The following is a 26,497-nucleotide window of genomic DNA, read 5'->3' on the forward strand; positions in this document are numbered from 1 at the left end:
GCGTGCCGTCTACCGGCTACATCGCTGACGAGCACCGGTGCCAGCAAATCGTTGTCGTTATCGAATGTCGGTAGGCGACCGCACCGCTGAGCGCCACCACCGGGGCGGCGGGGCTCCGGTGATTGCGGTGAGGGCGCGGCCGGTGGTGTTTCGCGGGCAGGTTCGGTGAGTCCCGCTGCGTCTTTGCGGTGCTGGGGTACTGGTGGGTAACCTTCGGTGATCACCGCTGATCGGAGAGTCTCGTGACGATAGGCAGCGACCGCGGCGTGGCAAACCAGGCCCGCCGGTGGGGGGTGGGTGTCGGCTCGGCGGCCGGAGCCGGGATGGCAGCCGCCGTGATCGCACTAACCGGTGCACCTGCCGCCCGGGCCGATGATGGTTCGGTCCCAGCAGACATCGGGCTGTTGACGACAGCAGAAACCGATATCAACGAAGCCACCAGCGTGGCGGGCCAAACCCTCCCATCATCGAGCTTAGAATTTTTCAGTAAATTAGAGGCAGTTCAAACGCCCCTGCTGTCATCTGACAACAGCTTTTTCTCGAGCGTGGGCGATTTTTTGTTCAGCGGCCCGGATCAGCATCTTGCCCACGCCAGTGAGGCCTTCCTGGCTGCGTCCGAGGCCTTTTCCTCGGACCCAACAAGTACCACAGCGGTCGGCGATTCTGCTTCGGCGGTGTTGCAAACCATCGGCGCGGCGTTCGACGAAATCCCGTCCACTGTCATCGGCAAGAGCATCGATGAGATCTTCGACGTCGGCGGCTATGACTCCACCAGCGCCAGCGCGGCCGCTTCGGATGCAGCGATCGGCGCCTTTAGCGTGTCCGCTACCCCTAACGGCGTGATCGACCAAGCAATCACCGACCTGAACCAAGGAACAACGGTGCTGGACACGGCGTCCACGGCTGATCTCAGCACCCGGCAAGCGGACGTTCTCACCGTTCAAGAGGGCTTGGTGCCTCAGCTGGAATCGGCTCTTACTGGCTTGGCAACCGAGCAAGACATGCTGTCCGCGAGTGACCAGACTTTGGTGGCCGGTGTCGACCAGCAGTTGGTTTCGGCCGCCCAGAACATTCTTTCGGCCGACCAAGGGTTCGTCGCCGCTGACCAAGCCGGTGACCTCAGCGGCAACAGCCTCAACCTCACGGACCTCACGGTCCTCGGCGCTGATCTGAATCTGTTCGGCGCCGACTGGGATGCCAGTGGTGCGACCATCCTGGCCGCCTTGACGGGTGGCCTGGACACCACGTCAGCCGCCGATATTGCCTCGAGTCTGGACCCAGCCGCGGCAATAGACCCCACCATGTTCGCTGACCTGCTTTCGTCAATCGGGTTATAACACCCTGATCGATAGGACGTTGCCGGGCGCGGTCAGCTGCAGCGTCCCCGACCCGAGTAGGCACCTGCAAGAGCACGGTCAACCGCCGCAAATACCGCGACGACGAATTGGCCTGCGCCGCAGCCGCCGCATAACTGCTCAACTCGAGAGATCAGAAAGCTAAAAAAATTGGCCCGAAGAACTCAGTGATCGGGGCAGTTAATAAATTCGCTACGTTAAGTACGGTGCTATCCCAGTTTATTGCATTCTCGGCGGCAAGTATAGCCGCCGTGTCAGGGGATGTGCTTGTGACTGCAGTGGCGAAAGCTTGATCAGCGTGCAGTAGCATGTTGCTTTCAGAAAGAATGACTTCATCCACCGGATCGAAGTACAGGCCGTCGACCACACCAGACAAGACACCAAGATGGGAGCCGATCGTGTTCTCATCGGCCAACAAGGTAGAGACGTCACTAATGAAAATATCTTGCTGGATCAGCTGAGAACCAGTTAACGCAGAGGTGCCATAGTAGGGAAACGTCGTGGGAAGATCCGTGGGGATATCGTTGATGACGGTATTAGCGGCGGTCAGCGTCGTGTCAGCGTTTCCCAGCAGCGTGGCCGGATCGCTGGTGTCGTCAATGCCAAAGAATGGCAGAGCTTCCTGGACATCTAAATTCACCGTGTCCGCGAAGGTTTTTCCCAGGATTCCCAGCTGCTGCTCCAGCAGCTCGTCGATGGTGATCGCCGACGTGGCGGCACTGGAAGCGGCATCGAGAAGATCAGGATCGGCGTGAGCGGGCGCGCCGACCAGCACGCTAACCACCCCGGCGCCAACAACCCACCAGCGAACACCGCCAGCGCGAAACCGTATTGTCCGTAGTGCCGACATCAGGTTCCCTCTTTAAGTCCGTCGTTGTCATCATCGCTTTTACATCATAATACGGGATGCTCTTGCAGGGCGCGGTGTTGTCAGTCTTCAGTGCCCGCCACAGTTGCATCGACGCCAGTGGTGACGGCGTGTGCGACATTCGCCGTCGCATCACCGATAGGAAATTCTGCCATGGCATCGGACAACATCGCACCAGACAGGCCAACTAACGTTTTGTACTCACTGATGCCGTAGGCTCATTGCTGCGCTATGACCGGATATTCCTGCTTTTCATAATCAAGATTACAGTGTGTATAGTAAAAATCCCCGGCATTTTCCCGCAGTGCCTCGTCTGAATTCAGCACCGATTCGGCCTGGGCAAGCGCGCCGGCGATCACTGCGGCTGCCCACCGGTCCGTGGACCCAAGGTATGCTGGCATACGTGAAGCGGACGACAGTCAAGATCGCTGACGCACTGGATGCGCGCCTGCGGCACGAGGCCGCGCGACGGAATGTGACCATCTCGCAGGTCAGCCGTGAAGCGCTCGAGGCATACCTGGGAATGCCCGACGGCCGCCGGCGCCTGAACGCGGCGGCCGCCGGCCGCAGCGGCCGCAGCGATGTCTCCGAGCGCATCGAGGAGATTCTGGCTGGCGAGGTCGCACGATAGGGGCAATCATTGTCGACGCGGGTCCCCTCTACGCCTACGTCGACGCCGACGACGCTCACCATGTGTCGTCACTGGAGCTGCTGCAGACCCATCCGGGTCCGTTGATCGTCCCGACACTCGTCATCACCGAGGTGGTCTACCTACTGAACACCCGGCTGGGCGCCGAACCTGAGGTGCGATTCCTCGGCGACGTGGCCGAGGGCGCGTTCGTCGTCGAGCCGGTAGCAGCGGGAGATTGGCTGCGGATCGCCGAACTTGTTGCGCGGTACCGAGACCTGGCATTCGGTACTGTGGACGCCTCCGTGGTGGCCACCGCAGAACGATTGGGTATCAGTGAGATCGCGACCGTCGACCGCCGTCATTTCACCATCGTCCGGCCGTGCCATACCGAGGCCTTCACTCTGCTTCCGTGAGCCCGGTCCCAGCGCGGCCGTTGCACGCCGGCGCCTGGTCAGATCATGAACGGATATTCGTCGACACTTCAGCACCCGCGAGGATTGAGGTCCCCGGACGTGGTGTAGATGGCGGCGGTCGAGCCTGGGGTCAGCGGGTTGGACCGTAGGTTGTATGCGCGCTGCGACCAACTCCGGGTGGTCTCTAGTCAATGCCTGGCCTCGTGCTCGATTTGTGACGGTGTTCGCCCACCCCGGCACCGCCGGCCCCGATACCAACGCCACGACTAGCCAAGCCGCTGAGCAGGGAATTCTCACATATCTGGTCCGAATGGTCGTGCGAGTGCCACCGCTCGTATGCTGGCTGTGAAGCGACGGAACCGTGTTTTACATTTCGGACGCGGCCTTTGCGCAAGGCGAGATACTTCTGCCTACCCGATGATCTAGGTTGACGTCTATGACTGCCTATGATGTCGGTTTACTGATCCTGCGGGTTGTCGCGGGGCTGACGCTTGCCGCGCACGGCTACAACAAGTTCTTCGGCGGCGGCCGCATCCCGGGCACCGCGCGCTGGTTCGAGAGCATCGGCATGAAGCCGGGCACGTTCCACGCGACGGTGGCGGCCACCACCGAGGTGACTGCCGGGCTGGGGCTGGCCGCCGGTCTGCTCACGCCGATTCCCGCCGCCGGTTTCGTCGCGCTGATGTTCGTCGCCGGGTGGACCGTGCACCGCCCGCACGGCTTCTTCATCGTCAACGAAGGTTGGGAATACGTCATGGTGCTGGCGGTGACCGCCGTCACCGTGGCCATGGTGGGTCCCGGCCGACTCAGCCTGGACTGGCTGATCTTCGGCCACAACTGGCTCGACGGCTGGAACGGTCTGCTGCTCTCGGTGATACTGGGCCTGGCCGGCGGCATCGGTCAGCTGCTGATCTTCTACCGACCGCCCGCCCAGCAGGCCAAATAGCTCAGAACCTACCGGACCCACAGGGACAGCAGCTTCTTGCCCAAGGACCCCAACGACCTTGGTGCCGAGCTGTTCTCACACGAAACGGTGACCGTGTCGCCGGCCCGGCGACGCAATTCGCGCTGCAACCTGTCATGCAGCGTCGAGGCGGCCGCCGGGCACCCGTCGCAGGCGCCGGACAGCCGAACGCTCACGTGGTCGCCGGTCACCGAGACCAATTCGATTGATCCGCCGTGGGACTGGGCTAGTGCGCCGATCTGCCCGGCGAGTAACTCGGTAGTGATGTCGGTCAACTGCGCGGCTCTGTCGTCTGACGGCTCGACCTGCCAGCCCGTCGGGTCCGTCAGCGCCGCGGCGAGCGCGTCGCGGATTTCGTCGCCGAGCTCGCGCCAGCTGTGCGACGCGCTGAGCGTGATCAGCACATCGGTGCCGCGCACCACCAGCTCATCGATCACGCCGCGGTCGAGCCAGGCGCCCAGGGGATCCGGGGCGTGCCGCACCCTGCCCGCCGGTGGCCGGTTGGCCGCCGGCACCACCCAGCGCAGCTGCTGAGGGTCGGCGGTCGCCGTGGCGTGCAGCGGAATCATGCCCCGAATCCCAGGGCAACGGACCGCGCGGCGAATGCCATCAGCCATGCCAGCGCGAACAGGTAGGTGAACGCCAGCGCCGGCCACCGCCAGGAGTTGGTTTCGCGATGCATCACGACGATCGTCGACATGCATTGCAACGCGAACATGAAATACGCCAGCAGGGCGATCACCGTCGGGGCGGTGAACACTTTGTGGCCGCGGTCGTCGGTCATGGCGGCCAGCGCATCGCCGGGTTTTTCGGGGTCGGTAGCCGCTGAGATCTGACCGAGGGTAGACACGAACACCTCGCGCGCCGACAACGATCCGACCAACGCGACGTCGATCCGCCAGTCGAACCCCAGCGGTCTGAATACCGGCTCGACCGCCCTTCCGACGTGGGCGGCGTAACTGTGGTCCATCACGTACGCGGTGGCATCGGGGGCCGGCATGCCCGCGGTCTCGGCACTGCGCGCGGGCAAGTTGAGCAGCGCCCACAGCGCCAGCGAAACGGCCAGGATGATGGTTCCGGCCTTGCGCAGGAACATCTTCGCCGCGCTCCAGACCGCCACCAGCACCGCTTTGGCGGTAGGGAACCGGTACGGGGGAAGCTCCATGGTGAACGGCAGCAGGTCGCTGCGCAGAATCGTCGATTTGAACAACCATGCGGCGATCAGCGCGGAGCTGCCGCCGCCCAGATACAGCAAGAACATCGTGAGGCCCTGCGCGCTGAGGCCCCACCAGCGCGTCTGTGGCGCCACGAGCAGACCGACCAGCAAGGTGTACACCGGAAGCCGCGCCGAGCAGGTCATCAACGGCGCGCTCAGGATGGTGGCGATCCGGTCCCGCGACGACGGGAGCGTGCGGGTCGCCATCATTCCCGGGATCGCGCAGGCGAACGACGACAGCATGGCGACGAAGGCGCGTCCTTCCAGGCCGGTCAAGGCCATCACCCGGTCCATCAGAAACGCTGCCCGGGACATGTAGCCGACATTCTCCAACAGCGCGATCAGCAAGAACAGCAACACGATCTGCGGGATGAACTTCACGACGGTGCCGACCCCGCCGATAACACCCTGGCCGAGCAGGCCCGCCAGCACCGAGTTGCCGAGATAGGTAATGACCTGACCACCGAGCCAGCCGAGTCCCTGGTCGATCCAGTCTTGCAGTGGCGCGGCGACGGTGAACACGAGCTGGAAGAACACGAACATCACCGCGAAGAAGATCACGGTGCCCCACAACGGATGCAGGATCAGCCGGTCGATCCGGTGGGTGCGCTGATCGGGCTGCGGGGCAACGTAGTCGGCCGCCTCGAGCACCGAGCGGCCCCAGGCCTCGATCGCGTCGGGATCCGACGGGGGCAGAAGTGGCGGTCGTTGCCAGCGGTCGAAGGAACCCAACTGGGCGCGCAGCCCGTCGATACCGGAGCCACGGTGTCCGACGACCACGCTGACCGGGATGCCCAGTGCCGTCGATAATGCGTCGACATCCACCCGTCCGCCCCGGGCGGTCAATTCGTCGACCATCGTGAGCACCAGCAGGCAGGGCAGGTCGAGCCGCAGCACCTGCGCCAGCAGGACCAGCGAGCGGCGCAGCGTGGTCGCATCGGCGACCAGCATGATCGCATCGGGCCTGGGGACGTTGTCCAACCCGCCGGCCAGCAACTCGGTGGCGACCCGCTCGTCCGGGCTGATCGGGTCGAGGCTGTAGATGCCGGGCAGGTCTTCGACGGCGATCGCCGTGTTGTTCACCGTCGTCACGCCGACACTGCGCCCGACCGTGACGCCGGGGTAGTTGCCGACTTTGGCACGCAGCCCGGTCAGCTGGTTGAACACACTGGTTTTGCCCGCGTTGGGGCTGCCGACCAGGGCCACCCGGCGCAGATCCGCGACGGCGACCGCGCCGCCGGCATCGACGTGACACGACGTCATCGGTCCGCGTCCGGAACGACTTCGATCAGCAGGGCTTCCCGCTGGCGGATACACAGGTCGGTGTCCTGGACCCGATAGACGGTCGGGTCGCTCAACGGTGCCCGGCGCAGCACGACCACGCGGACGTCTGGCCGAAAGCCGAGTTGCCAGAGCCGGCGCGCGACCGCCGGGCTCGCGTTCGACGTCACGCCGACGACAGTCGCCTGCTGGCCGGGTGTGAGCTCGGCAAGCACGACCGGCGACGCGGAGCGCCGCGACTGCCGAGTTCGACCATGCATCCGGTGCCTCGCTGTTGGGTGGGGTCAACTGCCGAAGTTACACCCGCACCGGCGCCCGGCACTGCGCTACGGGCCGACAACGGACCGTCGGGCATCAGCTGACAGCCCCCGGGAGGCAGGCGGAGGCGTGGTGAAGACGACTAGGTGTTGATATCGCGGGCGACGAATTCCTCGAGGTCGAACAGGTTGTCTCCGGCACGCTCGGCGGCGCGCAGCAGAGTGGTCATCACCGCCTCTTCTTCGCGTTGTTCGGCGAGGAACCACCACATGAACTGCTCGCCCAAGTAGTCGCCGTCCTGACGAGCCGCGGCCACCAGCGCCCCGATCTGCTCGGTCACCTTGCGCTCCAGCTCGAGCGCCAGTTCGATCGCGTGACGAGGACCCTCGAACTGATTCTGTACGGGATCAGCCCCCGGGATCTCCACGCGGAAATCGCGATCGATGAAGTATTGCACCATCTTCATCGCGTGGTCGCGTTCCTCGTCGGCCTGCCGGTAAAAGAATTTTGCGAGCTGCGGCAGGTCGTCGTTATCCAAATACGCCGCGATTGCAAGATATTGCTGGGTCGCGGTGAATTCGGCGTGAATCTGCTCTTGCAGCAGTGACAAAAATTTACTGTCCAGAGTCTTGTGTTGGCTCATGAAGAGCACGCTATCGCAGTTCAAAGGGCCTTTGCAACGAAGGTAACGCTTATTCAGGTCAGCATTCCCTAACTAACCCGATGCTAAATTAGGATCGCCTCCGACAAGAATTCCTCGACCCTATACAAGGCTAGCTTTACCTAAACAAAGATTAGTTCTGGGCCCGGCGCGCACGAAAAATGCGTCAGGACGACGGCGGTCAGGGCGCCGCCGCGGTGTCGACGTGGAGGTGACCGCCGGTGTAGGTGATGGTGCCGTGCTGAAACCGTGACTGCCATCCGCCGGCGAGGGGATGTTCGTCGTCGACCGGGTAGCCCAGCGGGCCGGCGGCTCCGCCGTATTCGTACTCCCAGCTGGTGCGGATGGCGCCGCGAACGATGTGGGCGCCGGTCTGCGGCGACCAGTAGACGGCGCCGCCGGCAAAGATCTGTCGCCAGCCACCATGGGGGGCCGGCTCCGCGTCACCGATCGGCAACCCGAGAGGTCCGTCCGGGCCGCCGAGGGACTGGTATTTCTTGAGGATCTCACCTTGCACGAGCACCATGCCGGCGGCGGTGGCGATCCTGGCAGTGGTCGGGATGCCGGTCGGATTCCTGGCCCAGTCCTGGGCGTGTGAGCACGCCGCGGTAAGGCCGGTGGCGATGGCCACGGTAGCAAGAAGAATGCGGCGACGGCTGAAAGGCATTGGTGCTGTTTCTCTGGAATCGAAGAATATGCGTAGCGGTGAGCGCACCGTCGCGACCTACCGGGGAGCTGAACCCGGCCTCCCCACTGTAACAGCCGCGGGCCGTGCATTGGCACAGCCGCCGACCAGAACACGTTCTAATCTGTCGGCCATGGGATTTCTCAAACAGGACACGCCGCAGATCGACTTCGCGGAGTGGAGCAAGGGCACCCGTGCTGAGAAGATCATCCCGATGGCCCGGCACTGGGCCGAAGTCGGTTTCGGCACCCCGGTGTTGCTGCACCTGTTCTACGTCGTCAAGATCGGCCTCTACATCCTCGGGGCCTGGTTGATCGCGCTGAGCACCAAGGGCATCGGGGGCTTCACCGACGTTGCGCACTGGTACGCCGAGCCGATCGTGTTCGAGAAGGTCGTGCTCTACACCATGCTGTTCGAGGTGGTGGGCCTGGGCTGCGGGTTCGGGCCGCTGAACAACCGGTTCTTCCCACCGATGGGCTCGATCTTGTACTGGTTGCGCCCGGGTACCATCCGGTTGCCGCCGTGGCCGGGGCGCATCCCGTTGACCCGGGGCGACGAACGCACTCCGGTCGACGCGCTGCTCTACGGCGCGCTGCTGGTGCTGCTGGTCATCGCGCTCTTCTCCGACGGCACCGGGCCCGTCCGGGCACTGGGCACGACCATCGGGGTGTTGCCGGCCTGGCAGATCTGGGCGGTGCTGGGCGTGCTGGCGGTGCTGGGTCTGCGGGACAAGGTCATCTTCCTGGCCGCTCGCGGAGAGGTTTACGCCTCGCTCACGGTCGCCTTCCTGTTCACCGGCTCCGGCGTGGACATGATCGTGGGTGACAAACTGGTGTGCCTGGTCATCTGGCTGGGCGCGGCGACCTCCAAACTCAACAAGCACTTCCCGTTCGTGATCTCGACGATGATGAGCAACAATCCGGTGCTGCGGCCGCGGTTCATCAAACGGAAGTTCTTCGAACACTTCCCCGACGACCTGCGTCCGGGCCGCCCGTCGCGCTGGCTTGCCCATTTCAGCACCGCGATCGAGGGGTTGGTACCGCTGGTGCTGTTCTTCAGCCGCGGCGGCTGGCCCACGGCGATCGCCGCGTTCGTCATGCTGTGCTTCCACTTCGGCATCCTGTCGGCGATTCCGATGGGGGTGCCACTGGAGTGGAATGTCTTCATGATGTTTGCCGTGCTGGCGCTGTTCGTCGGCCACGCCGCGGTCGGGCTGGACGACGTGACCACGCCGCTGCCGATAGTGCTGTTCGGCGTCCTCGTGGGCACCGTCGTACTCGGCAACCTGTTCCCGCGCAAGATCTCGTTCCTGCCCGGCATGCGCTACTACGCGGGCAACTGGGACACCACGCTGTGGTGTGTCAAGCCGTCTGCCGAAGAGAAGATCGCCCACGGAATCGTGGCGATCGCCAGCATGCCGGCCGCCCAGCTGGAGAAGTTCTACGGCAGCAAGGAAGCCGCGCAGATCCCGATGTATATGGGATATGCGTTCCGCGCCTTCAACACTCACGGCCGGGCGCTGTTCACGTTGGCGCACCGCGCGATGGCGGGCCACAACGAAGACGACTATGTCCTTACCGACGGCGAGCGCCTCTGCAGCACCGCGATCGGGTGGAATTTCGGCGACGGGCACTTTTCCAACGAGCAGTTGGTCGCGGCTTTGCACAAGCGCTGCCACTTCGAGCCGGGAGAGGTGCGCATCGTGATGCTCGACGCCCAGCCCATTCACCGCCAAACCCAGCAATATCGCCTGGTCGACGCGGCGACCGGCGAGTTCGAGCGCGGCTATGTGCGCGTCGCGGACATGGTGACCCGCCAGCCGTGGGACGACACCGTGCCGGTGCACGTCTGCCACCACACCGACTCAGCGGGCAAGACGATCGCCTGAGCCCATCGCTCGCCGAAGGTGAAACTGTGGCGAGATTCGGCGCGATTTTTCGCAGCAATTTCACGGCGGTGAGGTGCGATCAGGCGACGTCCGATCGCACCTGGGCGGCCGCGGCGACCATGTTCTGCAGCGACGCGGTCACCTCGTCGACGGTGCGCGTCTTGAGGCCGCAGTCCGGGTTGACCCAGACGCGCTCAGCCGGAACCGCGCGCAGCGCCGTGCGCAACGCGTCGGCGATCTCGGCTGTGCTCGGCACTCGCGGTGAGTGGATGTCGTAGACCCCGGGACCCACGCTGTTGGCGAAGCCGGCGTCGTTGAGGTCATCGAGCACCTCCATGCGCGAGCGTGCGGCCTCGATCGACGTGACGTCGGCGTCCAAGTCGGCGATGGCGCCGATGACGTCACCGAATTCCGAGTAGCACAGATGGGTGTGGATCTGCGTCGAGTCGGAGACCCCCGAGGTGGCCAACCGGAACGCGCCGACCGCCCATTGCAGGTACGCCTGCTTGTCGGCGTTGCGCAGCGGTAGCTTCTCCCGCAGTGCGGGCTCGTCGACCTGGATGATCCTGATACCGGCCGACTCCAGGTCGACCGTCTCGTCCCGGATCGCCAGCGCGATCTGATACGCCGTGTCGGCCAGTGGTTGATCGTCTCGCACGAACGACCACGCCAGAATGGTGACGGGCCCGGTCAGCATGCCTTTGACGGGCTTGTCGGTCAGCGATTGCGCGTAGGTGATCCAGTCGACCGTCATCGGGTGTGTCCGGATCACGTCGCCGTAGAGGATTGGCGGACGCACGCAGCGGGTGCCGTAGGACTGCACCCAGCCGTTCTGGGTGGCGAAGAACCCTTCCAGCTGCTCGGCGAAGTACTGCACCATGTCGTTGCGTTCCGGCTCGCCGTGCACCAGCACGTCCAGGCCGAGCTGTTCCTGCAGCGCGATGACCTTGGCGATCTCGGCCTTCATCCGGCGCACGTACTCGTCGTGGTCGATTGCTCCGGAGCGCAGCGCCGCGCGGGCCCGGCGGATCTCGGGCGTTTGCGGAAACGAGCCGATCGTCGTGGTCGGCAGTGGCGGCAGCTGCAGGCGCGCGTTCTGGGCCTCGCGCCGGTCGGCCGCGTTGCCGCGTTTGGTGCCGGCGGCCATGATCTCGGCGATGCGGGCACGGAGCTGTTCGTTGTGCAGCCGCGGGTCCGAGCGGCGGGAATGCACTGCGGCCGCCGACGCCGCGATCTCCTCGGCCACCGCGTCACGTCCGTCGCGCAGTGCGCGCGCAAGCGTGACCACCTCGTGAACCTTCTCCGCGCCGAAGGCCAGCCAGCTGCGCAGGGTGTCGTCTGACAGATCGGTCTCCATGGCCAGCGAGTACGGCACGTGCAGCGTGGAGCATGACGTGGAAACCGCCACGGCCCCCGCGCTGCCCAGCAGCGTGGCCAGTCGGCTCAGCGCCGCCTCCAGATCGGTACGCCAGACGTTGCGGCCGTCGACAATTCCGGCCACCAGCGTCTTATGTGCCAGTTCGGGCACCGAGGCTATCGCGGCGTTCGGGCCTGCTACCAGGTCCACGCCGATCGCTTCCACGGGCGTGCGGGCCAGCGCGGCCAGGGCTTCGCCGGGATCGCCGAAGTAGGTGGCGACGTGGATGGCCGGCCGCCTGGTCAGTGAGCCCAGCACGGTGTACACCCGTTCGGCCAGCGCCGGCGCGTCGGCGCACATGTCGGTCACCAGCACCGGTTCGTCGAACTGCACCCACTGCGCGCCGTCGTCGACCAGCAGCGACAGCAGTTCGCAGTAGAGCGGCACCAATTCGTCCAGCCGCTCGATCGGCGCGCCGGCGCCGTCGACCGCCTTGCTCAACAGCAGGAAGGTGATGGGGCCGATGATCACTGGTCGCGCCGGAATCCCTTGATCGCGTGCTTCTTTCAGCTCGGAGAGCACCTTGCCGGGATCGAGCGTGAACCGGGTATCCGGCGAGATCTCCGGGACCAGGTAGTGGTAGTTGGTGTCGAACCACTTGGTCATCTCCAGCGGCGCGACGTCGTCGGTGCCGCGGGCGGCCGCAAAGTAGCGGTCCAGGTCGTCGGCGATACCGTGCACGCGGGCCGGCAGCGCGCCGAGCATCATTGCGGTGTCCAGCATCTGGTCGTAGTAGGAGAACGTGTTCACCGGCACCGAGTCCAGGCCCGCCTGCTTCAGTTCCGAGCAGGTGTCGCGGCGCAGGCTCGCGGCGACGGACTCCAGCTCGGATCGGCCGATTCTTCCTGCCCAGTAGCTCTCGGTCGCGCGCTTGAGTTCGCGGCGCGGGCCGATGCGGGGGGAGCCGGTGACGGTGGCGGTAAACGGTTGAGCAGTCACGGGTTCGTCCTTCGCTCGATGGGGGCTCACCGCCGCCGGACGCAGCACCGATCCGGTCACGACATGCCGCTTACGACATGACCATCTCGGCGTGACGCCCATTCCACGAGGCGATAAGCCGCCGGACGCGGCGCGCCCGGCACAGCCGGCAGGTCTTCGGACTCGCAGGCGCGCACCGTGTGGTGCTCCTACCCCGTTGCGGGGCTCCTCTTCGGGCGCTGTACGGCCCGCATCGTCGCCCCGCGGTGGCCGTCGCTTCCCAGTCTGTGACCAGTGCTGATGACGGCGGTCGTTCCTGCATACCGCTGCGGGACAGTCCCGGACTCGCACCGGGTTCCCTCTTGCGAGACGCGACTGACGTGCCTCGCTCGATGCCGGCGCATGCGCCGGCAGACCAGCTGCGCCGTCGAGTTTACTCGGCGGCCAAGGCCTCGGCGATGGGGACATCGCCGTTGTTGAAGTCGATGGTGCGGCCTATCGTCGAGTCGTCGGCCAGCACCGCCGCGACAACCATCGCCACGTCATCTCTGGACACCTGGTGGTCTCGCGCCGTCGGGCCCACGGTGATCCGCCCGGTCCCCGGCTCGAGGGTGAGGCGGCCGGGGCCGAGCACGGTCCAGTCAAGACTGCTGGCGCGAAGGTGCGCATCGGCGGCGGCTTTGGCCTCGGCGTACGGGAAGAACGGATCGTCGTGTGGGACGCCGTGGTCAGGCCCAGCGCCGAAGTAGGAGATCATCACGAACCGTTTGACGCCGGCCCGTTCGGCCGCGTCGATCACCCGGATCGCGGCGTCGCGGTCGACGGCGTAGGTGCGGGCCGGGTCGCCGCCGCCCGCGCCGGCGGAGAACACCACGGCGTCCTGCCCGGCGAGCAGAACGGTGAGGGCATCGGTGTCGAGCTGTTCGACGTCGACGACGACGGGGTGGGCTCCGGTGCCGGCAACGTCGGCGGTGTGGGCGGGATTGCGGAAGACCGATGTGACCCGCTCGCCGCGCTCGGAGAGGATGCGGGCCAGGCGTAACGCGACTTTGCCGTGGCCGCCGATGATGATGACGCGTGGCATGCCTGCCGACGCTACCGTCGACCCCCCGCTGCGGGCCGTCCGACCCGTTGGTCGACAATCGAAGCACACCCCAGCGGCGCAAGGAGGCGCAAGGAGATGAGTCATGGCTGAGGCGGTCGTCGTCGAGGCGGTGCGCTCACCGATCGGCAAGCGCAACGGCGGCCTGTCCGGCGTGCACCCCGCCGAGTTGTCGGCGCAGGTGCTCAACGCGCTCGTGCACCGGGCCGGTGTCGACCCCGAGATCGTCGACGACGTGATCTGGGGCTGCGTGATGCAGGCCGGTGAGCAGGCCCTCGACATCGCCCGCACCGCACTGCTGAGCGCAGGCTGGCCGGAAACCGTGCCCGGCGTCACCGTCGACCGCCAGTGTGGGTCCAGCCAGCAGTCGGTGCACTTCGCGGCCGCCGGGGTGATCGCCGGCCACTACGACGTCGTCGTGGCCGGTGGTGTGGAATCCATGTCGCGGACACCGATGGGCGCATCGCTGGCCAACGGCGGCCGCCCGTACCCGCAGCAGTTCCTGGACCGCTACGACCACGTGATTCCCAACCAGGGCATCGGCGCGGAGATGATCGCCGAGCAGTGGGGCTTCGACCGCAAAATGCTCGATGAGTTCTCCCTCAACTCGCACGAAAAAGCGGCCGCAGCCCAAGATTGCGGTGCTTTCGACGATGAGATCGTCGCGATCAAAGACCCCGACGGCAACACGGTGCGCGCCGACGAGGGCATCCGCCGGGGTACCACGATCGAGAAGATGGGCGAGCTGAAGCCGGCGTTCAAAGAGGACGGCGTGATCCACGCCGGCAATTCCAGCCAGATCTCCGACGGTTCGGCGGCGCTGCTGTTGATGTCGTCGGAGAAAGCGAAGTCGCTGGGCCTCAAGCCGATCGCCAGGGTGCACTCGGTGGCCCTGGCCGGGACCAACCCGGTGATCATGCTGACCGGGCCGATACCGGCGACACGGAAAGTGCTCGCCCGCTCCGGCCTGAGCCTCGACGATATCGGTGCCTTCGAGGTCAACGAGGCGTTCGCGCCGGTGCCGCTGGCCTGGTTGAAGGACATCGGCGCCGACGAGAAGAAGCTCAACCCCAAGGGTGGGGCGATAGCGCTGGGCCATCCGCTCGGCGGGTCGGGTGCCCGGCTGATGACCACATTGCTCTATCACATGCGGGACAAGGGAATCCGTTACGGGCTGCAGACCATGTGCGAAGGCGGCGGTCAGGCCAACGCCACTATCCTGGAACTGTTGTGACGGCGGCAGTCACCGAACGCCGCGGCAACGTCCTGGTCATCACCATCAACCGCCCGGAGGCGCGCAACGCCGTCAACGGCGCGGTGAGCACCGCCGTCGGCGACGCGCTCGAGCAGGCCCGTAACGACCCTGAGGTGCGGGTGGTGGTGATCACCGGGGCCGGTGACAAATCTTTTTGCGCTGGAGCAGATCTCAAGGCTATCGCTCGCCGGGAGAACCTCTATCACCCGGAACACCCTGAGTGGGGCTTCGCCGGCTACGTGCGCCACTTCATCGACAAGCCGACCATTGCCGCGGTCAACGGGACAGCGCTGGGCGGCGGAACCGAGTTGGCGCTGGCCAGTGATCTGGTGGTCGCCGAGGAACGGGCGATGTTCGGGCTTCCCGAGGTCAAGCGCGGGCTGATCGCCGGCGCCGGCGGGGTGTTCCGCATCGTGGCGCAGCTGCCGCGCAAGATCGCGCTGGAGATGTTGTTCACCGGTGACCCGATCAGCGCGGCCGACGCCGCGAAGTGGGGCCTGATCAACCAGGTCGTCGGGGACGGAACCGTGGTCGAGGCCGCGCTGGCGCTGGCCGAGCGGGTCAGCGTGAACGCGCCGCTGTCGGTTCAGGCGAGCAAGCGCATCGCCTACGGCGTCGACGAAGGCGTCGTGACCGACGAGCAGCCCGGCTGGCAACGGAGCGAACGCGAATTCGGCACCCTGCTGAAATCCGAAGACGCCAGGGAAGGACCGTTGGCGTTCGCCGAAAAGCGTCAACCGGTCTGGAAGGCCCGCTAGATCGCCCGGCCCGGCTCCTCCTCGGGCCTTTCGGCCCGCATCGTCGCCGGGCTAGGTTAGGGGGCGTGCGGATTCTTGTGACAGGCGCCGCAGGTTATGTGGGATCCCGCCTGGTCGCAGCGTTACTCGACGGCGGTCAGCAGGTGGTGGCGACCAGTCGCGACCCGGCGCGGCTGGCTCGGCTGGGCTTCGGCGGCGACATCACGGCGGTCGCCTTGGATGCCGCGGATCCCGCGTCGGTGCGGGCGGCGTTCGACGCCGTCGGCCCCGTCGATGTCGTCTACTACCTGATTCATTCGATCGGTCAACCCGGCTTCCGCGACACCGACCGGGCCGCGGCCGCTCACGTCGCGGCCGCCGCCAAGGACGCCGGGGTGGGCCGCATCGTCTACCTGGGTGGCTTCGTGCCTGACACCGGCACGCTCTCCGAGCACCTGGCCAGCCGGGCTGAAGTGGCCGACGCTCTCGGTGTCGAGGGCGGCCCGGACGTGGTGTGGCTGGGCGCGGCGTTGATCATCGGCGCCGGATCGACGTCATTTGAGATGCTGCGCTACGTCGGGGATCGCTTCCCGTTGATGCCGACCCCGCGCTGGATGGACAATCCGATCGACCCCATATCGATCCGCGATGTGCTGTATTACCTGCTCGCGGCCGCCGACATCGACCGGGTACCGGCCGGCGCCTACGACATCGCCGGCCCGGATACCACCTCCTACCGGCGGCTGCTGACAACGTACGCGCGTATTGCCGGCACATGGCACGCTTGTGTGCCGGTGCGCGGTGTGGACACCGCGATGGCTTCGCGGGTCACCGCCGCCGCGCTGCCGCTGCCCGACAGGCTGGCGGCCGACCTCGTCGAGTCCCTGGATTACCCGATGCTGGCGGCCGGCACCGGTCTGCGGGGCCTTGTGCCCGACCCACCCGGCGGTCTGCTCGGTGTAGCGGATGCCGTGGCGCGGGCGTTGTCGAGCCGCCGTCCCCAGCCCGTCGGGGCCCTCGCCGACCCGCATCACCTGGCCGTCAGTGACCCGTTGTGGGCCGGCGGCGACGCGCTGCGCCTCCGTCGGCTTGCGGCGGGGCTGACCCCGGCCGTCGCGCGGCCCGGACTTAGGCTGGTAGACGTTGTCCCGGGACCGCTTGCCGGCGCCTTGCGGAGCGGCCTGGACATGCTGATCGCTTCGATCCCGAAGGGGCGTCTCGCTTGAGAGAACCCGGCACCCGCCCGCAGACCCTTGCGCTGCGGGAGATTCGCCATGCCATCAGCACTGTCGCGGTGCCACATCATGAACCGCCCCGGGTGGTGCGGCGCCGGCGGGTCGTCGTCGCCATCGTGCTGGTGCTCGGTGCGGTACTGCTGGGTCAGGCTTTGACCCGGCACCCCGGTGAGCCGAGCTTCTACTGGTTGGCGTCGGCGCTGGCACTGGTGTGGATGATCGGGGCATTCGCCTCCGGCCCGCTGCACCTGGGCGGCCTGCGCTGGCGCGGCCGCAATCAGCGTCCGGTCATCACCGGCACCACCGTCGGACTGCTGTTGGCCGGCATCTTCGTGGCCGGTGGGGCGATTGCCAAGGAGATCCCGGTAATCCGCGACTTGATCGTCCGCGTCCTGCAATTCGCCGACCGCGGATCCTGGCGGCTCACCCTGGCCGTCGCGTTGCTGGGTGCCGTTGCCGAAGAGCTGTTCTACCGCGGCGCGCTGTACTCCGCGTTGGGCCGGCACTATCCAGCGCTGGTTTCGACCGTCCTCTACGTCGCCGCCACAATGGCCAGCGGAAACCCGATACTGGGATTTGCCGCCCTCGTCCTGGGCACGGTGTGTGCGGTGGAGCGTCGCGCCACCGGCGGAGTGCTGGCTCCGGTGTTGACCCACTTCGTGTGGAGCCTGGTGCTCGTGCTGGCGCTGCCACCGGTGTTCGGTTTTTGACCCGGCTTGGCTTTCCGGCGTTAACCGGCCGCGGCGACGATCCGACGGAGCAGCGCGGACAGCCTAACGGTGTGCACCGGCCGCAGGGCCCACCAGTACAGCCGGCCCGGTATCCCGCGGGGAAAGAAGATGGCCCGCTGCCGGCAGTTGCTGGCGCCGTCGTCGCGGGGCGTGACCGTGATCTCCAGCCAGGCCTGGCCCGGTGCGCGCCGCTCGGCACGCGCCCGCAACGTGCGGCCGGGCTGGCGCTGCACAATGCGCCACGGGGTCACGTGGCGATTCAGCCGCGGCGCGACCGGAACCCAGAGCCAGCGAGCGCTTTCCAGGGCCTCCTCAGCGATGCGCACGATGTGGTCGGGCTTTGCCGTGCTGACCGCAACCCGCTCGTCGATGCGGACGACCGCGCCGGCCCAGGCCGGGTCGCAGGGCAATGGCTCGGCCGGCGCCGATTCCGCCGAGGCCCAGGTCGCGTCGACGAGTCCGCATGCCGAGCGCCGCAGCGCCAACTCGACCGCACGGCGATACGGGGTCAGGCCGTCGGGCGGCCGCGCGATGATCGTGTCGACCTCGGCGTTGCGCATCACCGCGTCGCATTCCAGTGACTCGATCAGCGGCCGCGCCAGGCCGGGCGGGATGGGAGTGACTGTGCCAACCCACAGGCTGGCGATCCTCGGCGTGAGGAACGGCAACACGATGAGGTAGCGCTTGCCCAACCGGGCGACGTCGGCGTAGATCCGCATCATGTCCCCGTACTCGAGCACGTCGGGTCCACCGATGTCCCAGGTACGCGACATCGGCACCGGCGCCGTGGCCGCGGCGACGAGGTAGTGCAGCACGTCAGCGATCGCGATCGGCTGGATCTTGTTGTGCACCCACTTGGGTGTGGTCATCACCGGCAGCCGGTCGGTCAGGTGGCGGATCATCTCGAAGGACCCCGAGCCCGATCCGACGACCACCCCCGCCTGCAGCACCACCGTCTCGATGCCGGAGCGGATGAGGATGTCGCCGACCACTCTGCGGGAGTCCAGGTGGGGCGAAAGCTTGCGGCCTTCGGTGTGTAAGCCCCCCAGATAGACCACCCGTCGGACTCCGGCATCGCGGGCAGCGTTGACCGTGTTGTGGACAGCACGGGCTTCCTCCGCGGCGAAATCCCGGGCCATGCCCATGGAATGGACCAGGTAGTAGACGACGTCGATGCCTTCGAAAGCGCCAGCCAGCGAATCCATCTCACCCAGATCGCCGCGCACCACCTCCGCGCGGGTGCGCCAGGGCACGTCGGCGAGCCGCGCCGGGTTACGGGCCAGGGCGCGCACGTGGTGGCCCTCCCCGAGCAGTCGGGGCACCAGCCGGCTGCCGATGTAGCCGGTCGATCCGGTCACCAGCGCGCGAATCCGTCCGGCCGACATCAGCTCTCCTCGTCATGCCGCGGTATCGGCTTCACCTTAAGTGACCGGGCTGTCGGGCCGACGGCTGCGGCTGCGAAGATGCCTACAACGTCGACGAGGAGGTCGGCGAGGAGGAGATCGAGAAAATGGCGGGACCGCTGACAGGATTGCGTGTTGTCGAGCTTGCCGGGATCGGGCCGGGACCGCACGCGGCCATGATCCTGGGCGACTTGGGTGCCGATGTCGTGCGCATCGAACGGCCCGGTGCGACAGGTGGCGCGGCCCGGGACGCCATGTTGCGCAACCGGCGCCTGGTTGCCGCCGACCTCAAGTCCGAGCAGGGACGTGACCTGGTGTTGCGGCTAGTCGCCAAGGCCGACGTCCTGATCGAGGGCTTCCGCCCGGGTGTCACCGAACGGTTGGGGTTGGGCCCCGACGACTGCGCCCGGGTCAACGACCGGTTGGTCTACGCGCGGATGACGGGCTGGGGTCAGAGCGGCCCGCGCAGCCAGCAGGCCGGCCACGATATCAACTACATCTCCCTCAACGGCGTGCTGCATGCGATCGGCCGCCAAGGGGAGCGGCCGGTGCCGCCGCTGAACCTGGTCGGCGACTTCGGCGGCGGTTCGATGTTCCTGCTGGTCGGCATCCTGGCTGCGCTGTGGGAGCGGCACCGGTCGGGTAAGGGCCAGGTCGTCGACGCGGCAATGATCGACGGGTCGTCGGTGCTGGTCCAGATGATGTGGTCGATGCGGGCGGTGGGCCTGTGGTCCGACGAGCGGGGCACCAATCTGCTCGACGGCGGCGCGCCGTACTACGACACCTACGCCTGCGCCGACGGCCGGTATGTCGCGGTCGGGGCGATCGAGCCGCAGTTCTACGCCGAGTTGCTGAAAGGCCTCGGCCTCGACAATGCCGACCTGCCCGGGCAAAACGACCGCGCCCGTTGGCCGGAGTTGCGGGCCCGGATCGCCGCCGTGATCGGCTCGAAGGACCGCGACCATTGGGCGAAGGTGTTCGCCGACTCAGACGCATGCGTCACACCGGTGCTGGCGTTCGGCGAGGTCCACACCGAGCCGCACGTCGCCGAACGCAACACCTTCTACCAGGCCAACGGCGGGCTGCAGCCGATGCCGGCGCCTCGGTTTTCTCGCACCGTCCCCGATCAGCCCCGGCCGCCGGGTGAGCCGGGAGCCGACACCGAAGCCGTGCTGCACGACTGGGTATAGTCCCGACCGGCTGGCAGGTCGACGGGATCGAAATGGGATCGAAATGGGATCGAAAGGAATGCGCCAGTGGAGATCAATGACGCCGTCGCGCTCGTGACCGGTGGTGCGTCGGGCCTGGGCCTGGCTACCACCAGGCGGCTGCTCGACGCGGGCGCGCACGTGGTCGTGCTCGACCTCAAGGGCGAGGACGTAGTCCGCGAGCTGGGGGAGCGCGCGCGTTTCGCCCCGGGCGACGTCACCGACGAGAAGACGGTGACGTCGGCTTTCGACATCGCCGAGTCGCTGGGTCCGGTGCGCATCGTGGTGAACTGCGCCGGCACCGGCAACGCGATCCGAGTGCTGGGCAAGGACGGCGTTTTTCCGCTCGACGCGTTCCGTAAGGTCGTCGACGTCAACCTGATCGGGACGTTCAACGTGTTGCGGCTGGGTGCCGAACGGATCGCCAAGACCGAACCGGCCGGCCCGAACGGCGAAGAGCGCGGCGTCATCATCAACACCGCCTCGGTCGCGGCCTTCGACGGGCAGATCGGCCAGGCCGCCTACTCGGCCTCCAAGGGCGGCGTGGTCGGTATGACGCTGCCGGTCGCGCGGGACCTGGCCGGCAAGCTTATCCGGGTGATGACGATCGCTCCGGGCCTCTTCGACACCCCGCTGCTGGCCAGCCTGCCCGAACCGGCCAAGGAATCACTGGGCAAGCAGGTGCCGCACCCCAGTCGGCTGGGAAAACCCGATGAGTACGGCGCATTGGTGATCCACATTATCGAGAACCCGATGCTCAACGGCGAGGTGATCCGTCTGGACGGCGCGATCCGTATGGCACCCAGATAACCCAACTGTCGGGTCGGGAACCCTCCGCACGTGTCGATAATCCTGTCAGGTGGCCAGCAGCGGAAACAGCAACCAACGACTAACACACGGCCGGGTGCAGGGCGACTGCCGCAGTGGCTGTGCCCGGCGCGAAGATCAGCTCGCGCTGGGAAGCGGGTGCCAGTCCTCGAACTGCTCCGAGGTCTCGCCTTCTACCAGCATGTCGCCGTGGTAGAGAGCCTCGAAGTCAGCCTTGATGACGTCGGCACTCGAGTCGTCGATCCACATGGAAGCGAGCCTATGGGCCACTTTTAAGGAATCGGTGAGTCACCTTTCGGAAAATTGTGGCAATTGTTACCACCGGGTAGAGTGCCGCGCGATTCCCCCTTGCGCGAACGGTGTTTCCGTGGTCCGACCGAGCTGTCAACCCCACGCCGGCTGAAAGATCGGATTCAGACCGTGATTCGGGTGGGCCGCGCCGCGAGGCGAGGCATCAGACACGGTCTACCGGTCGCGAGCACCGGCAGCTGCGCACCCAACGTCAGTTGCCGACGATTTTACGCGTTAATTACGCTACCGACTCGGCATGCGAAGAGGACGCAAAGGAAAGCCAAGAGAACACGAAGGATACGCGAAGGGAAAGGAGTTTCGATGCAATCCCGTGTCCTGCTGGCGGGATCGGCCAGCGTCGGGATGATCACCGCGGCGCTGATGCAGGCTGGCGTGGCGCTGGCCGACGCCCTCGGTGCCGACGCCTTCGCCATCGGCAGCACCACCTTCGATCCCTACTAGATCACCAGTAGCGGTGCGGAAGTTCAGGGTTGGGCTCCGCTGACACCGGTCAGTGTCGGGTCGCCCCTGTGGCAGCTCGGTGAGCCGGCCGCCACTCAGTACCTCGACGTCTACAACGCCGCAGGCACCGACATCGGAACCCTCACCGTCAACGACTACGGGGCCACTCTGCTGGGCGACACCGACACCGGTTTCACCGTCGCCGCCGTCACGCCCGCCGGCACGGACACCAGTGCGCAAGCCGCGGAGCTGCCGATGCTCAACGCTGCTTACGACGTGCTCAACCTGGGACACGGCGTGGAAAACGTCTACACCGCCACCCCGGGAGCCGACGGCACCGTCACCGACACCCTGGTGACTCCGTTGGGCGACATCAACCTAAGCCCTCTGGTCAGCGGGGTCGACGCCGCCGAGCCGCTGCAGCCCGCGGATGCGGTCACTCCGCTGCTCGGCCACACCAGCGCAGGTAATTCCGAGGCGTTCGCGATCGGTAACCTCACCTTCGACCCGTTCACCGTCACCAGCAACGGCGCCGAGGTGCCCGGCTTCGCCGCGGTCCCGTTATCGGTCACCACGCCGCCGATGTTGATGACCGCCGGCGGATCGGCGGGCAATCCGGCCAGCCCCACTTCCTTCGTCCTTGCCACGCAGAACTTCGATGTCTACCAGGGCACCAGTCCCGGTGCGGTCGATATCGGGACGGTCACGACCGCCGTGGACGTGTCCAACGTGTTCGGCATGACCAGCACCGAGCTGGTAGTCCGGGGAGTCACCGCCGCCGGCGGGGACACCAGTGCACAGGCCGCGGAGCTGCCGGCCGTGGGCACGCTCTATAGCCTGTCGAACCTGGGTCACGGCGTGGAGAACGTCTACATCGCCACCCCGGGCACCGGCGGCACGGTCACCGACACCCTGATGACCCCGCTGGGCGACATCAACCTGAGCCCCCTGGTCAGCGGGATCGACGCCGCCGAGCCACTGCAGCCCGCCGAGGCCTTCACCGGCCTGGTCGGCCACACCAGCGCCGGCAATTCGGATGCGTTCGCGATCGGTAACCTCACCTTCGACCCGTTCACCGTGACCAGCAGCGGCACCGACGTGCCCGGCTTCGCCACCGTCTACCAGCTGATCGGGATTCTGCTGCCGGTGCTGAATCTCGGCGGCGGTTCCTATACCGACTGGATTCCCCCGCTGGCGACCCAGAGCTTCGACGTCTACAACGGCACCAGCTCCGGCGCCGTCGACATCGGAACCATCAGCACCAGCGAATATGTGGCCGACCTGCTGGGTATGGCCAACACCGCGTTCACTGTCACCGGGGCCACCGCCGCCGGCGGGGACACTGCCGCGCAGGCCGCGCAGCTGCCAGTCGCGGGCACGGTCTATGACGTGCTCAACCTGGGACGCGGCGTGGACAACGTCTACACCGCCACCCCCGGTGCCGACGGCACCGTGACCGACACCCTGATGACACCGCTGGGCGACGTCAACCTGAGCTCGCTGGTCAGCGGGATCAACGCGACGACGCTCGATCCAGGGGCGGCCTTCGACGCGGCCTCGACAACGGCCGGTGCTATCGACCCGGTCTCGTTGCTGGGTCTGTAAAGACTCAGACCACGTCGATCCGCGCCGCCGCTGCCAAGCGCAGTAGTGTCCCGGTCAACGGTGGCATCACAGGGCACCAGTCCGACGGCGTACCGTGGCGGGGTCAGCCTGCCCCGGACCGGAGAGCGAAAGGGCGCGCATGCTGCAGCGAATCGGGCGACTGGCCATCGCGGCCCCGCGACGAGTTGTCGCGGTAGCGGTTCTCGTCCTGGCCGGGGCTGCGGTATTCGGCATCCCGGTCGCCAAAAGCCTTTCTGCCGGCGGCTTCCAGGATCCGACCTCGGAGTCCGCCCGGGCCACCCGGCTGCTGACCGACAAATTCGGGCAAAGCGACCAGCAGCTGCTTCTGACGGTATCGGCTCCGACCGGTGTCACCGGCGGCCGAGCCCGCCGGGTCGGCCTCGACATCGTCGAGCGGCTCAACAGGTCCCCGCACGTTTTCACGGTGTCATCGCCGTGGACGTCGCCGCCGCCGATCGCTGCCGCGCTGGTGAGTGTCGACGGCAAGTCGGGCTTGATCGTGGCCAACGTGAAGGGCGGCGAGAACCACGCCCAGAAATACGCCACGGAGCTGGCCGCCGAGGCCCGCAGCGTCGCCGGTGACGACGGGGTCAGCGTGCACGCCGGGGGTATGGCGATGGTCTACGCCCAGATCACCGAGCTCAACGAACGTGACCTGATGCTAATGGAGTCGATCGCGATCCCGCTGAGCTTTGTGGTGCTGGTCTGGGTTTTCGGTGGCCTGCTGGCGGCGGCGTTACCGATCGCGCTGGGCGCAATGGCCATCGTCGGCTCGATGTCGGTGCTGCGCTTGATCACGTTCGTCACCGACGTGTCGGTGTTTGCGCTCAACCTCAGCATCGCCATGGGCCTGGCTTTGGCCGTCGACTACACGCTGCTGATCATCAGCCGTTACCGTGACGAGCTGGCCGACGGCACGGAGCGCGACGAGGCGCTGGTCCGCACCATGGCCACCGCAGGACGCACGGTGTTGTTCTCGGCCACCACTGTGGCGTTGTCGATGGCGTCGATGGTGCTGTTCCCGACGTATTTCCTCAAGTCGTTCGCCTACGCCGGCGTGGCCACCGTCGCGTTCGTGGCTGCCGCGGCCGTCGTGGTGACTCCCGCGGCGATCGTGCTGCTGGGATCGCGGCTGGACGCACTCGACGTGCGTCGGCTGGCGCGCCGGGCACTGCCGTGGATCAAGAGCAGCCCTGACCCTGCGCCCAAACCGGTGGAGCAGTTGTTCTGGTACCGCTCGGCCAGCTTCGTTACCGCGCGCGCCGTCCCGATCGGCGTGGTGGTCGCCGCGTTGCTGGCGCTGCTGGGCGTTCCGTTCTTCGGGGTCAAGTGGGGTTTTCCCGACGATCGGGTGTTGCCGCGGTCGGCGCAGGCTCATCAGGTCGGAGACCGGTTGCGCACCGGTTTCGCCGACGACTCCGCGACGGCTGTCTTTGTCGTCGTCCCGGATGCCCGCGGTCTGACCGCGGTCGACTTCGACGGCTACGCCGCCCGGCTGTCACAGGTGCCCGGCATTTCGGCGGTCACCGCGCCAACCGGGACTTTCGTGGCCGGCCGGCGGGTGGGTCCGCCACGGGCTGCCACCGGACTGGCTGACGGCAGTGCGTTTTTGACCGCCGAAAGCAGCGCGCCGCTGTTCTCGCAGGCCTCCGCTACGCAGCTGCAGCGGCTGCACAGGGTGGCCGGTCCGCGTGGGCGCGACGTCGCAATGGGCGGGTTGGCGCAGATCAACCGCGATAGCGTGAATGCGATCACGAACCGGTTGCCCCTGGTGCTGGGTTTGATCGCTGCCGTCACCGTCGTGTTGCTGTTTCTGCTCACCGGCAGCGTGGTGCTTCCGCTCAAGGCGCTGGTGCTGAACGTGTTGTCGTTGTCGGCGGCGTTCGGAGCGCTGGTGTGGATTTTTCAGGACGGCCATCTCGGTGCGCTGGGCACGACACCCAGCGGAACGTTGGAGGCCAATATGCCGGTGTTGCTGTTCTGCATTGCGTTCGGGTTGTCGACGGATTACGAGGTGTTCCTGGTCTCTCGCATCCGCGAGTACTGGCTGGGGTCGGGAGCCGCCCGACCGGCGCGGCCCAGCGCTGCACAGGCGCGGGCTGCCAACGACACCAGCGTGGCGCTCGGGTTGGCCCGCACCGGGCGGGTGATCACCGCTGCCGCGTTGGTGATGTCGATCTCGTTCGCCGCGCTGATCCCCGCTCACGTGTCGTTCATGCGGATGTTCGGTATCGGGCTGACCTTGGCCGTGCTGGTCGACGCCACTGTGGTGCGGATGGTGCTGGTTCCGGCCTTCATGCACATGCTGGGCCGGTGGTGCTGGTGGGCGCCCGCACCGCTGGCGCGGCTGCACGAGCGGTTCGGGATCAGCGAGGCAGCCGTGCGGGCCGGCCGGCATAGGGTGAGCGTATGACTTCGCCGACAACCGTCGACCATCCATTCTTCGCGCGGATCTGGCCGACCATCGCAGCCCACGAGACAGAGCAGATCCGTGCACTGCGGCGAGAGAATTTAGCCGGATTGTCCGGCCGAGTGCTCGAAGTCGGCGCGGGCATCGGGACCAACTTCGGTTACTACCCGGGATCGGTCGAGCAGGTTGTCGCCGTCGAACCCGAACCCCGACTGGCCGAGCGGGCCTGCGCGGCGGCCGTCGACGCCCCGGTTCCGGTCCAGGTGACCGGCACGACGGTGGAGGAGTTCGTCGCCGACGAACCGTTCGACGCGGTGGTGTGCTCGCTGGTGCTGTGCTCGGTGAGCGATCCCGGGGCGGTGTTGCGACAGCTGTCTGCAGAACTACGCCCGGGCGGTGAGCTGCGCTACCTCGAACACGTAGCCAGCGGCGGATTCCGCGGCCGGCTGCAGTTGCTGGCCGACGCGACTGTGTGGCCGCGGCTGTTCGGCAACTGCCACACCCACCGCGACACCGAACGGCTGATGATCGACGCCGGATTCCAGCTCGATGGTGCCCGCCGGGAGTTGACGCTGCCGGGATGGCTGCCGGTGCCGGTGTCGGAGTTTGCGCTGGGCCGGGCCCGCAAAGTGGCGTAACGCCGACACTGCGTTC

General features: G+C 66.6%; 26 protein-coding genes and 1 riboswitch. Of the genes, 15 read left to right on the plus strand and 11 right to left on the minus strand.

The features are described 5' to 3' along the window. Nucleotides 1-242 precede the first annotated feature (242 nt). Nucleotides 243-1,337, plus strand: a complete 1,095-nt coding sequence (locus tag F6Q13_RS03600; protein WP_293052352.1) for a hypothetical protein — start codon at nt 243-245, stop codon at nt 1,335-1,337. A 151-nt stretch (nt 1,338-1,488) separates the two neighbouring features. Here the strand turns inward: F6Q13_RS03600 and F6Q13_RS03605 are convergent, their stop codons facing one another. Beyond that, the gene (locus tag F6Q13_RS03605; RefSeq protein WP_293052355.1) at nt 1,489-2,130 is read right to left on the minus strand and encodes a hypothetical protein; all 642 of its coding nucleotides are present in this window, start codon (nt 2,128-2,130) and stop codon (nt 1,489-1,491) included. A gap of 311 nt (nt 2,131-2,441) precedes the next feature. Further along, nucleotides 2,442-2,582 carry a hypothetical protein gene (locus tag F6Q13_RS03610; protein ID WP_293052358.1) on the minus strand — a complete coding sequence of 47 codons (141 nt, stop codon included), beginning with the start codon at nt 2,580-2,582 and terminating at the stop codon, nt 2,442-2,444. Between the two features lie 44 nt (nt 2,583-2,626). On the opposite strand from F6Q13_RS03610, the gene F6Q13_RS03615 reads away from it, so the two are divergent. From F6Q13_RS03615 to F6Q13_RS03625, 3 genes are all read left to right on the plus strand, one after another. Then, nucleotides 2,627-2,854 (plus strand): CopG family transcriptional regulator, encoded by a 228-nt coding sequence (locus F6Q13_RS03615; RefSeq protein ID WP_293052361.1) that lies wholly within the window; start codon nt 2,627-2,629, stop codon nt 2,852-2,854. A gap of 8 nt (nt 2,855-2,862) precedes the next feature. After that, nucleotides 2,863-3,267, plus strand: a complete 405-nt coding sequence (locus tag F6Q13_RS03620; RefSeq protein WP_293052484.1) for a PIN domain-containing protein — start codon at nt 2,863-2,865, stop codon at nt 3,265-3,267. Nucleotides 3,268-3,703: 436 nt separating this feature from the next. After that, nucleotides 3,704-4,213 carry a DoxX family protein gene (locus F6Q13_RS03625; RefSeq protein ID WP_293052364.1) on the plus strand — a complete coding sequence of 170 codons (510 nt, stop codon included), beginning with the start codon at nt 3,704-3,706 and terminating at the stop codon, nt 4,211-4,213. Nucleotides 4,214-4,221: 8 nt separating this feature from the next. Here the strand turns inward: F6Q13_RS03625 and F6Q13_RS03630 are convergent, their stop codons facing one another. The 5 genes from F6Q13_RS03630 to F6Q13_RS03650 all read right to left on the minus strand — a co-directional run bounded on the left by F6Q13_RS03630 (nt 4,222) and on the right by F6Q13_RS03650 (nt 8,278). Then, nucleotides 4,222-4,800 carry a NifU family protein gene (locus tag F6Q13_RS03630; protein ID WP_293052367.1) on the minus strand — a complete coding sequence of 193 codons (579 nt, stop codon included), beginning with the start codon at nt 4,798-4,800 and terminating at the stop codon, nt 4,222-4,224. Further along, nucleotides 4,797-6,710 (minus strand): ferrous iron transporter B, encoded by a 1,914-nt coding sequence (locus tag F6Q13_RS03635; RefSeq protein ID WP_293052370.1) that lies wholly within the window; start codon nt 6,708-6,710, stop codon nt 4,797-4,799. The genes F6Q13_RS03630 and F6Q13_RS03635 overlap by 4 nt, the downstream gene beginning before the upstream one ends. Next, complete coding sequence (locus F6Q13_RS03640) at nt 6,707-6,988, minus strand: FeoA family protein (protein WP_293052373.1); 282 nt, start codon at nt 6,986-6,988, stop codon at nt 6,707-6,709. Before F6Q13_RS03640 ends, F6Q13_RS03635 begins: the two co-directional genes overlap by 4 nt. Before the next feature lie 140 nt (nt 6,989-7,128). Next, nucleotides 7,129-7,629, minus strand: a complete 501-nt coding sequence (locus F6Q13_RS03645) for a ferritin (RefSeq protein WP_293052487.1) — start codon at nt 7,627-7,629, stop codon at nt 7,129-7,131. A gap of 199 nt (nt 7,630-7,828) precedes the next feature. Continuing rightward, entirely contained in the window at nt 7,829-8,278 is a 450-nt protein-coding gene (locus tag F6Q13_RS03650) for an esterase (RefSeq protein WP_293052376.1), read from the minus strand. Between the two features lie 187 nt (nt 8,279-8,465). Here F6Q13_RS03650 and F6Q13_RS03655 point away from each other — a divergent pair, with 187 nt between their 5' ends. Next, nucleotides 8,466-10,220, plus strand: coding sequence for a DUF3556 domain-containing protein (locus tag F6Q13_RS03655; protein WP_293052379.1), 1,755 nt, complete (start codon nt 8,466-8,468; stop codon nt 10,218-10,220). 79 nt (nt 10,221-10,299) lie between these two features. On the opposite strand, the gene metE is transcribed toward F6Q13_RS03655, so the two are convergent. Both metE and F6Q13_RS03665 read right to left on the minus strand, forming a co-directional pair. Next, entirely contained in the window at nt 10,300-12,606 is a 2,307-nt protein-coding gene (gene metE, locus F6Q13_RS03660; RefSeq protein ID WP_293052490.1) for a 5-methyltetrahydropteroyltriglutamate--homocysteine S-methyltransferase, read from the minus strand. Between the two features lie 99 nt (nt 12,607-12,705). Beyond that, nucleotides 12,706-12,950, minus strand: a riboswitch (cobalamin riboswitch). A 38-nt stretch (nt 12,951-12,988) separates the two neighbouring features. Then, entirely contained in the window at nt 12,989-13,639 is a 651-nt protein-coding gene (locus F6Q13_RS03665; protein ID WP_293052382.1) for an SDR family oxidoreductase, read from the minus strand. Nucleotides 13,640-13,742: 103 nt separating this feature from the next. Here F6Q13_RS03665 and F6Q13_RS03670 point away from each other — a divergent pair, with 103 nt between their 5' ends. The 4 genes from F6Q13_RS03670 (at nt 13,743) to F6Q13_RS03685 (ending at nt 17,594) form a co-directional block, all read left to right on the plus strand. Beyond that, the gene (locus F6Q13_RS03670) at nt 13,743-14,891 is read left to right on the plus strand and encodes a thiolase family protein (RefSeq protein ID WP_293052385.1); all 1,149 of its coding nucleotides are present in this window, start codon (nt 13,743-13,745) and stop codon (nt 14,889-14,891) included. Continuing rightward, the gene (locus tag F6Q13_RS03675; RefSeq protein ID WP_293052388.1) at nt 14,888-15,670 is read left to right on the plus strand and encodes a crotonase/enoyl-CoA hydratase family protein; all 783 of its coding nucleotides are present in this window, start codon (nt 14,888-14,890) and stop codon (nt 15,668-15,670) included. The genes F6Q13_RS03670 and F6Q13_RS03675 overlap by 4 nt, the downstream gene beginning before the upstream one ends. Before the next feature lie 65 nt (nt 15,671-15,735). Beyond that, the gene (locus tag F6Q13_RS03680; protein ID WP_293052390.1) at nt 15,736-16,875 is read left to right on the plus strand and encodes an NAD(P)H-binding protein; all 1,140 of its coding nucleotides are present in this window, start codon (nt 15,736-15,738) and stop codon (nt 16,873-16,875) included. Continuing rightward, the gene (locus F6Q13_RS03685; RefSeq protein ID WP_293052392.1) at nt 16,872-17,594 is read left to right on the plus strand and encodes a type II CAAX endopeptidase family protein; all 723 of its coding nucleotides are present in this window, start codon (nt 16,872-16,874) and stop codon (nt 17,592-17,594) included. The genes F6Q13_RS03680 and F6Q13_RS03685 overlap by 4 nt, the downstream gene beginning before the upstream one ends. A gap of 20 nt (nt 17,595-17,614) precedes the next feature. Here F6Q13_RS03685 and F6Q13_RS03690 read toward each other — a convergent pair whose 3' ends face one another. Further along, nucleotides 17,615-19,000 (minus strand): DUF2867 domain-containing protein, encoded by a 1,386-nt coding sequence (locus F6Q13_RS03690; protein ID WP_293052395.1) that lies wholly within the window; start codon nt 18,998-19,000, stop codon nt 17,615-17,617. A 125-nt stretch (nt 19,001-19,125) separates the two neighbouring features. On the opposite strand from F6Q13_RS03690, the gene F6Q13_RS03695 reads away from it, so the two are divergent. Both F6Q13_RS03695 and F6Q13_RS03700 read left to right on the plus strand, forming a co-directional pair. Then, nucleotides 19,126-20,208 carry a CaiB/BaiF CoA-transferase family protein gene (locus F6Q13_RS03695; protein WP_293052398.1) on the plus strand — a complete coding sequence of 361 codons (1,083 nt, stop codon included), beginning with the start codon at nt 19,126-19,128 and terminating at the stop codon, nt 20,206-20,208. Between the two features lie 66 nt (nt 20,209-20,274). Then, nucleotides 20,275-21,036: a 3-hydroxyacyl-CoA dehydrogenase gene (locus F6Q13_RS03700; RefSeq protein WP_293052401.1), complete on the plus strand. Its 762-nt coding sequence runs from the start codon at nt 20,275-20,277 to the stop codon at nt 21,034-21,036. Between the two features lie 135 nt (nt 21,037-21,171). Here the strand turns inward: F6Q13_RS03700 and F6Q13_RS03705 are convergent, their stop codons facing one another. Then, a complete protein-coding gene (locus F6Q13_RS03705) occupies nt 21,172-21,303 on the minus strand; it encodes a hypothetical protein (RefSeq protein ID WP_293052404.1) in 132 nt (43 codons plus the stop codon). A 363-nt stretch (nt 21,304-21,666) separates the two neighbouring features. Between F6Q13_RS03705 and F6Q13_RS03710 the strand changes: the two genes are divergently transcribed. The 4 genes from F6Q13_RS03710 to F6Q13_RS03725 all read left to right on the plus strand — a co-directional run bounded on the left by F6Q13_RS03710 (nt 21,667) and on the right by F6Q13_RS03725 (nt 26,481). After that, nucleotides 21,667-21,807, plus strand: coding sequence for a hypothetical protein (locus F6Q13_RS03710; RefSeq protein ID WP_293052407.1), 141 nt, complete (start codon nt 21,667-21,669; stop codon nt 21,805-21,807). A gap of 255 nt (nt 21,808-22,062) precedes the next feature. After that, nucleotides 22,063-23,412, plus strand: a complete 1,350-nt coding sequence (locus F6Q13_RS03715; protein WP_293052410.1) for a hypothetical protein — start codon at nt 22,063-22,065, stop codon at nt 23,410-23,412. Between the two features lie 139 nt (nt 23,413-23,551). Continuing rightward, nucleotides 23,552-25,846: an MMPL family transporter gene (locus tag F6Q13_RS03720; protein WP_293052413.1), complete on the plus strand. Its 2,295-nt coding sequence runs from the start codon at nt 23,552-23,554 to the stop codon at nt 25,844-25,846. Continuing rightward, nucleotides 25,843-26,481, plus strand: a complete 639-nt coding sequence (locus F6Q13_RS03725) for a class I SAM-dependent methyltransferase (RefSeq protein WP_293052416.1) — start codon at nt 25,843-25,845, stop codon at nt 26,479-26,481. Before F6Q13_RS03720 ends, F6Q13_RS03725 begins: the two co-directional genes overlap by 4 nt. Nucleotides 26,482-26,497: the final 16 nt, after the last annotated feature.

The sequence above is a fragment of the Mycobacterium sp. genome (assembly GCF_008709575.1).
Taxonomy (GTDB): domain Bacteria; phylum Actinomycetota; class Actinomycetes; order Mycobacteriales; family Mycobacteriaceae; genus Mycobacterium.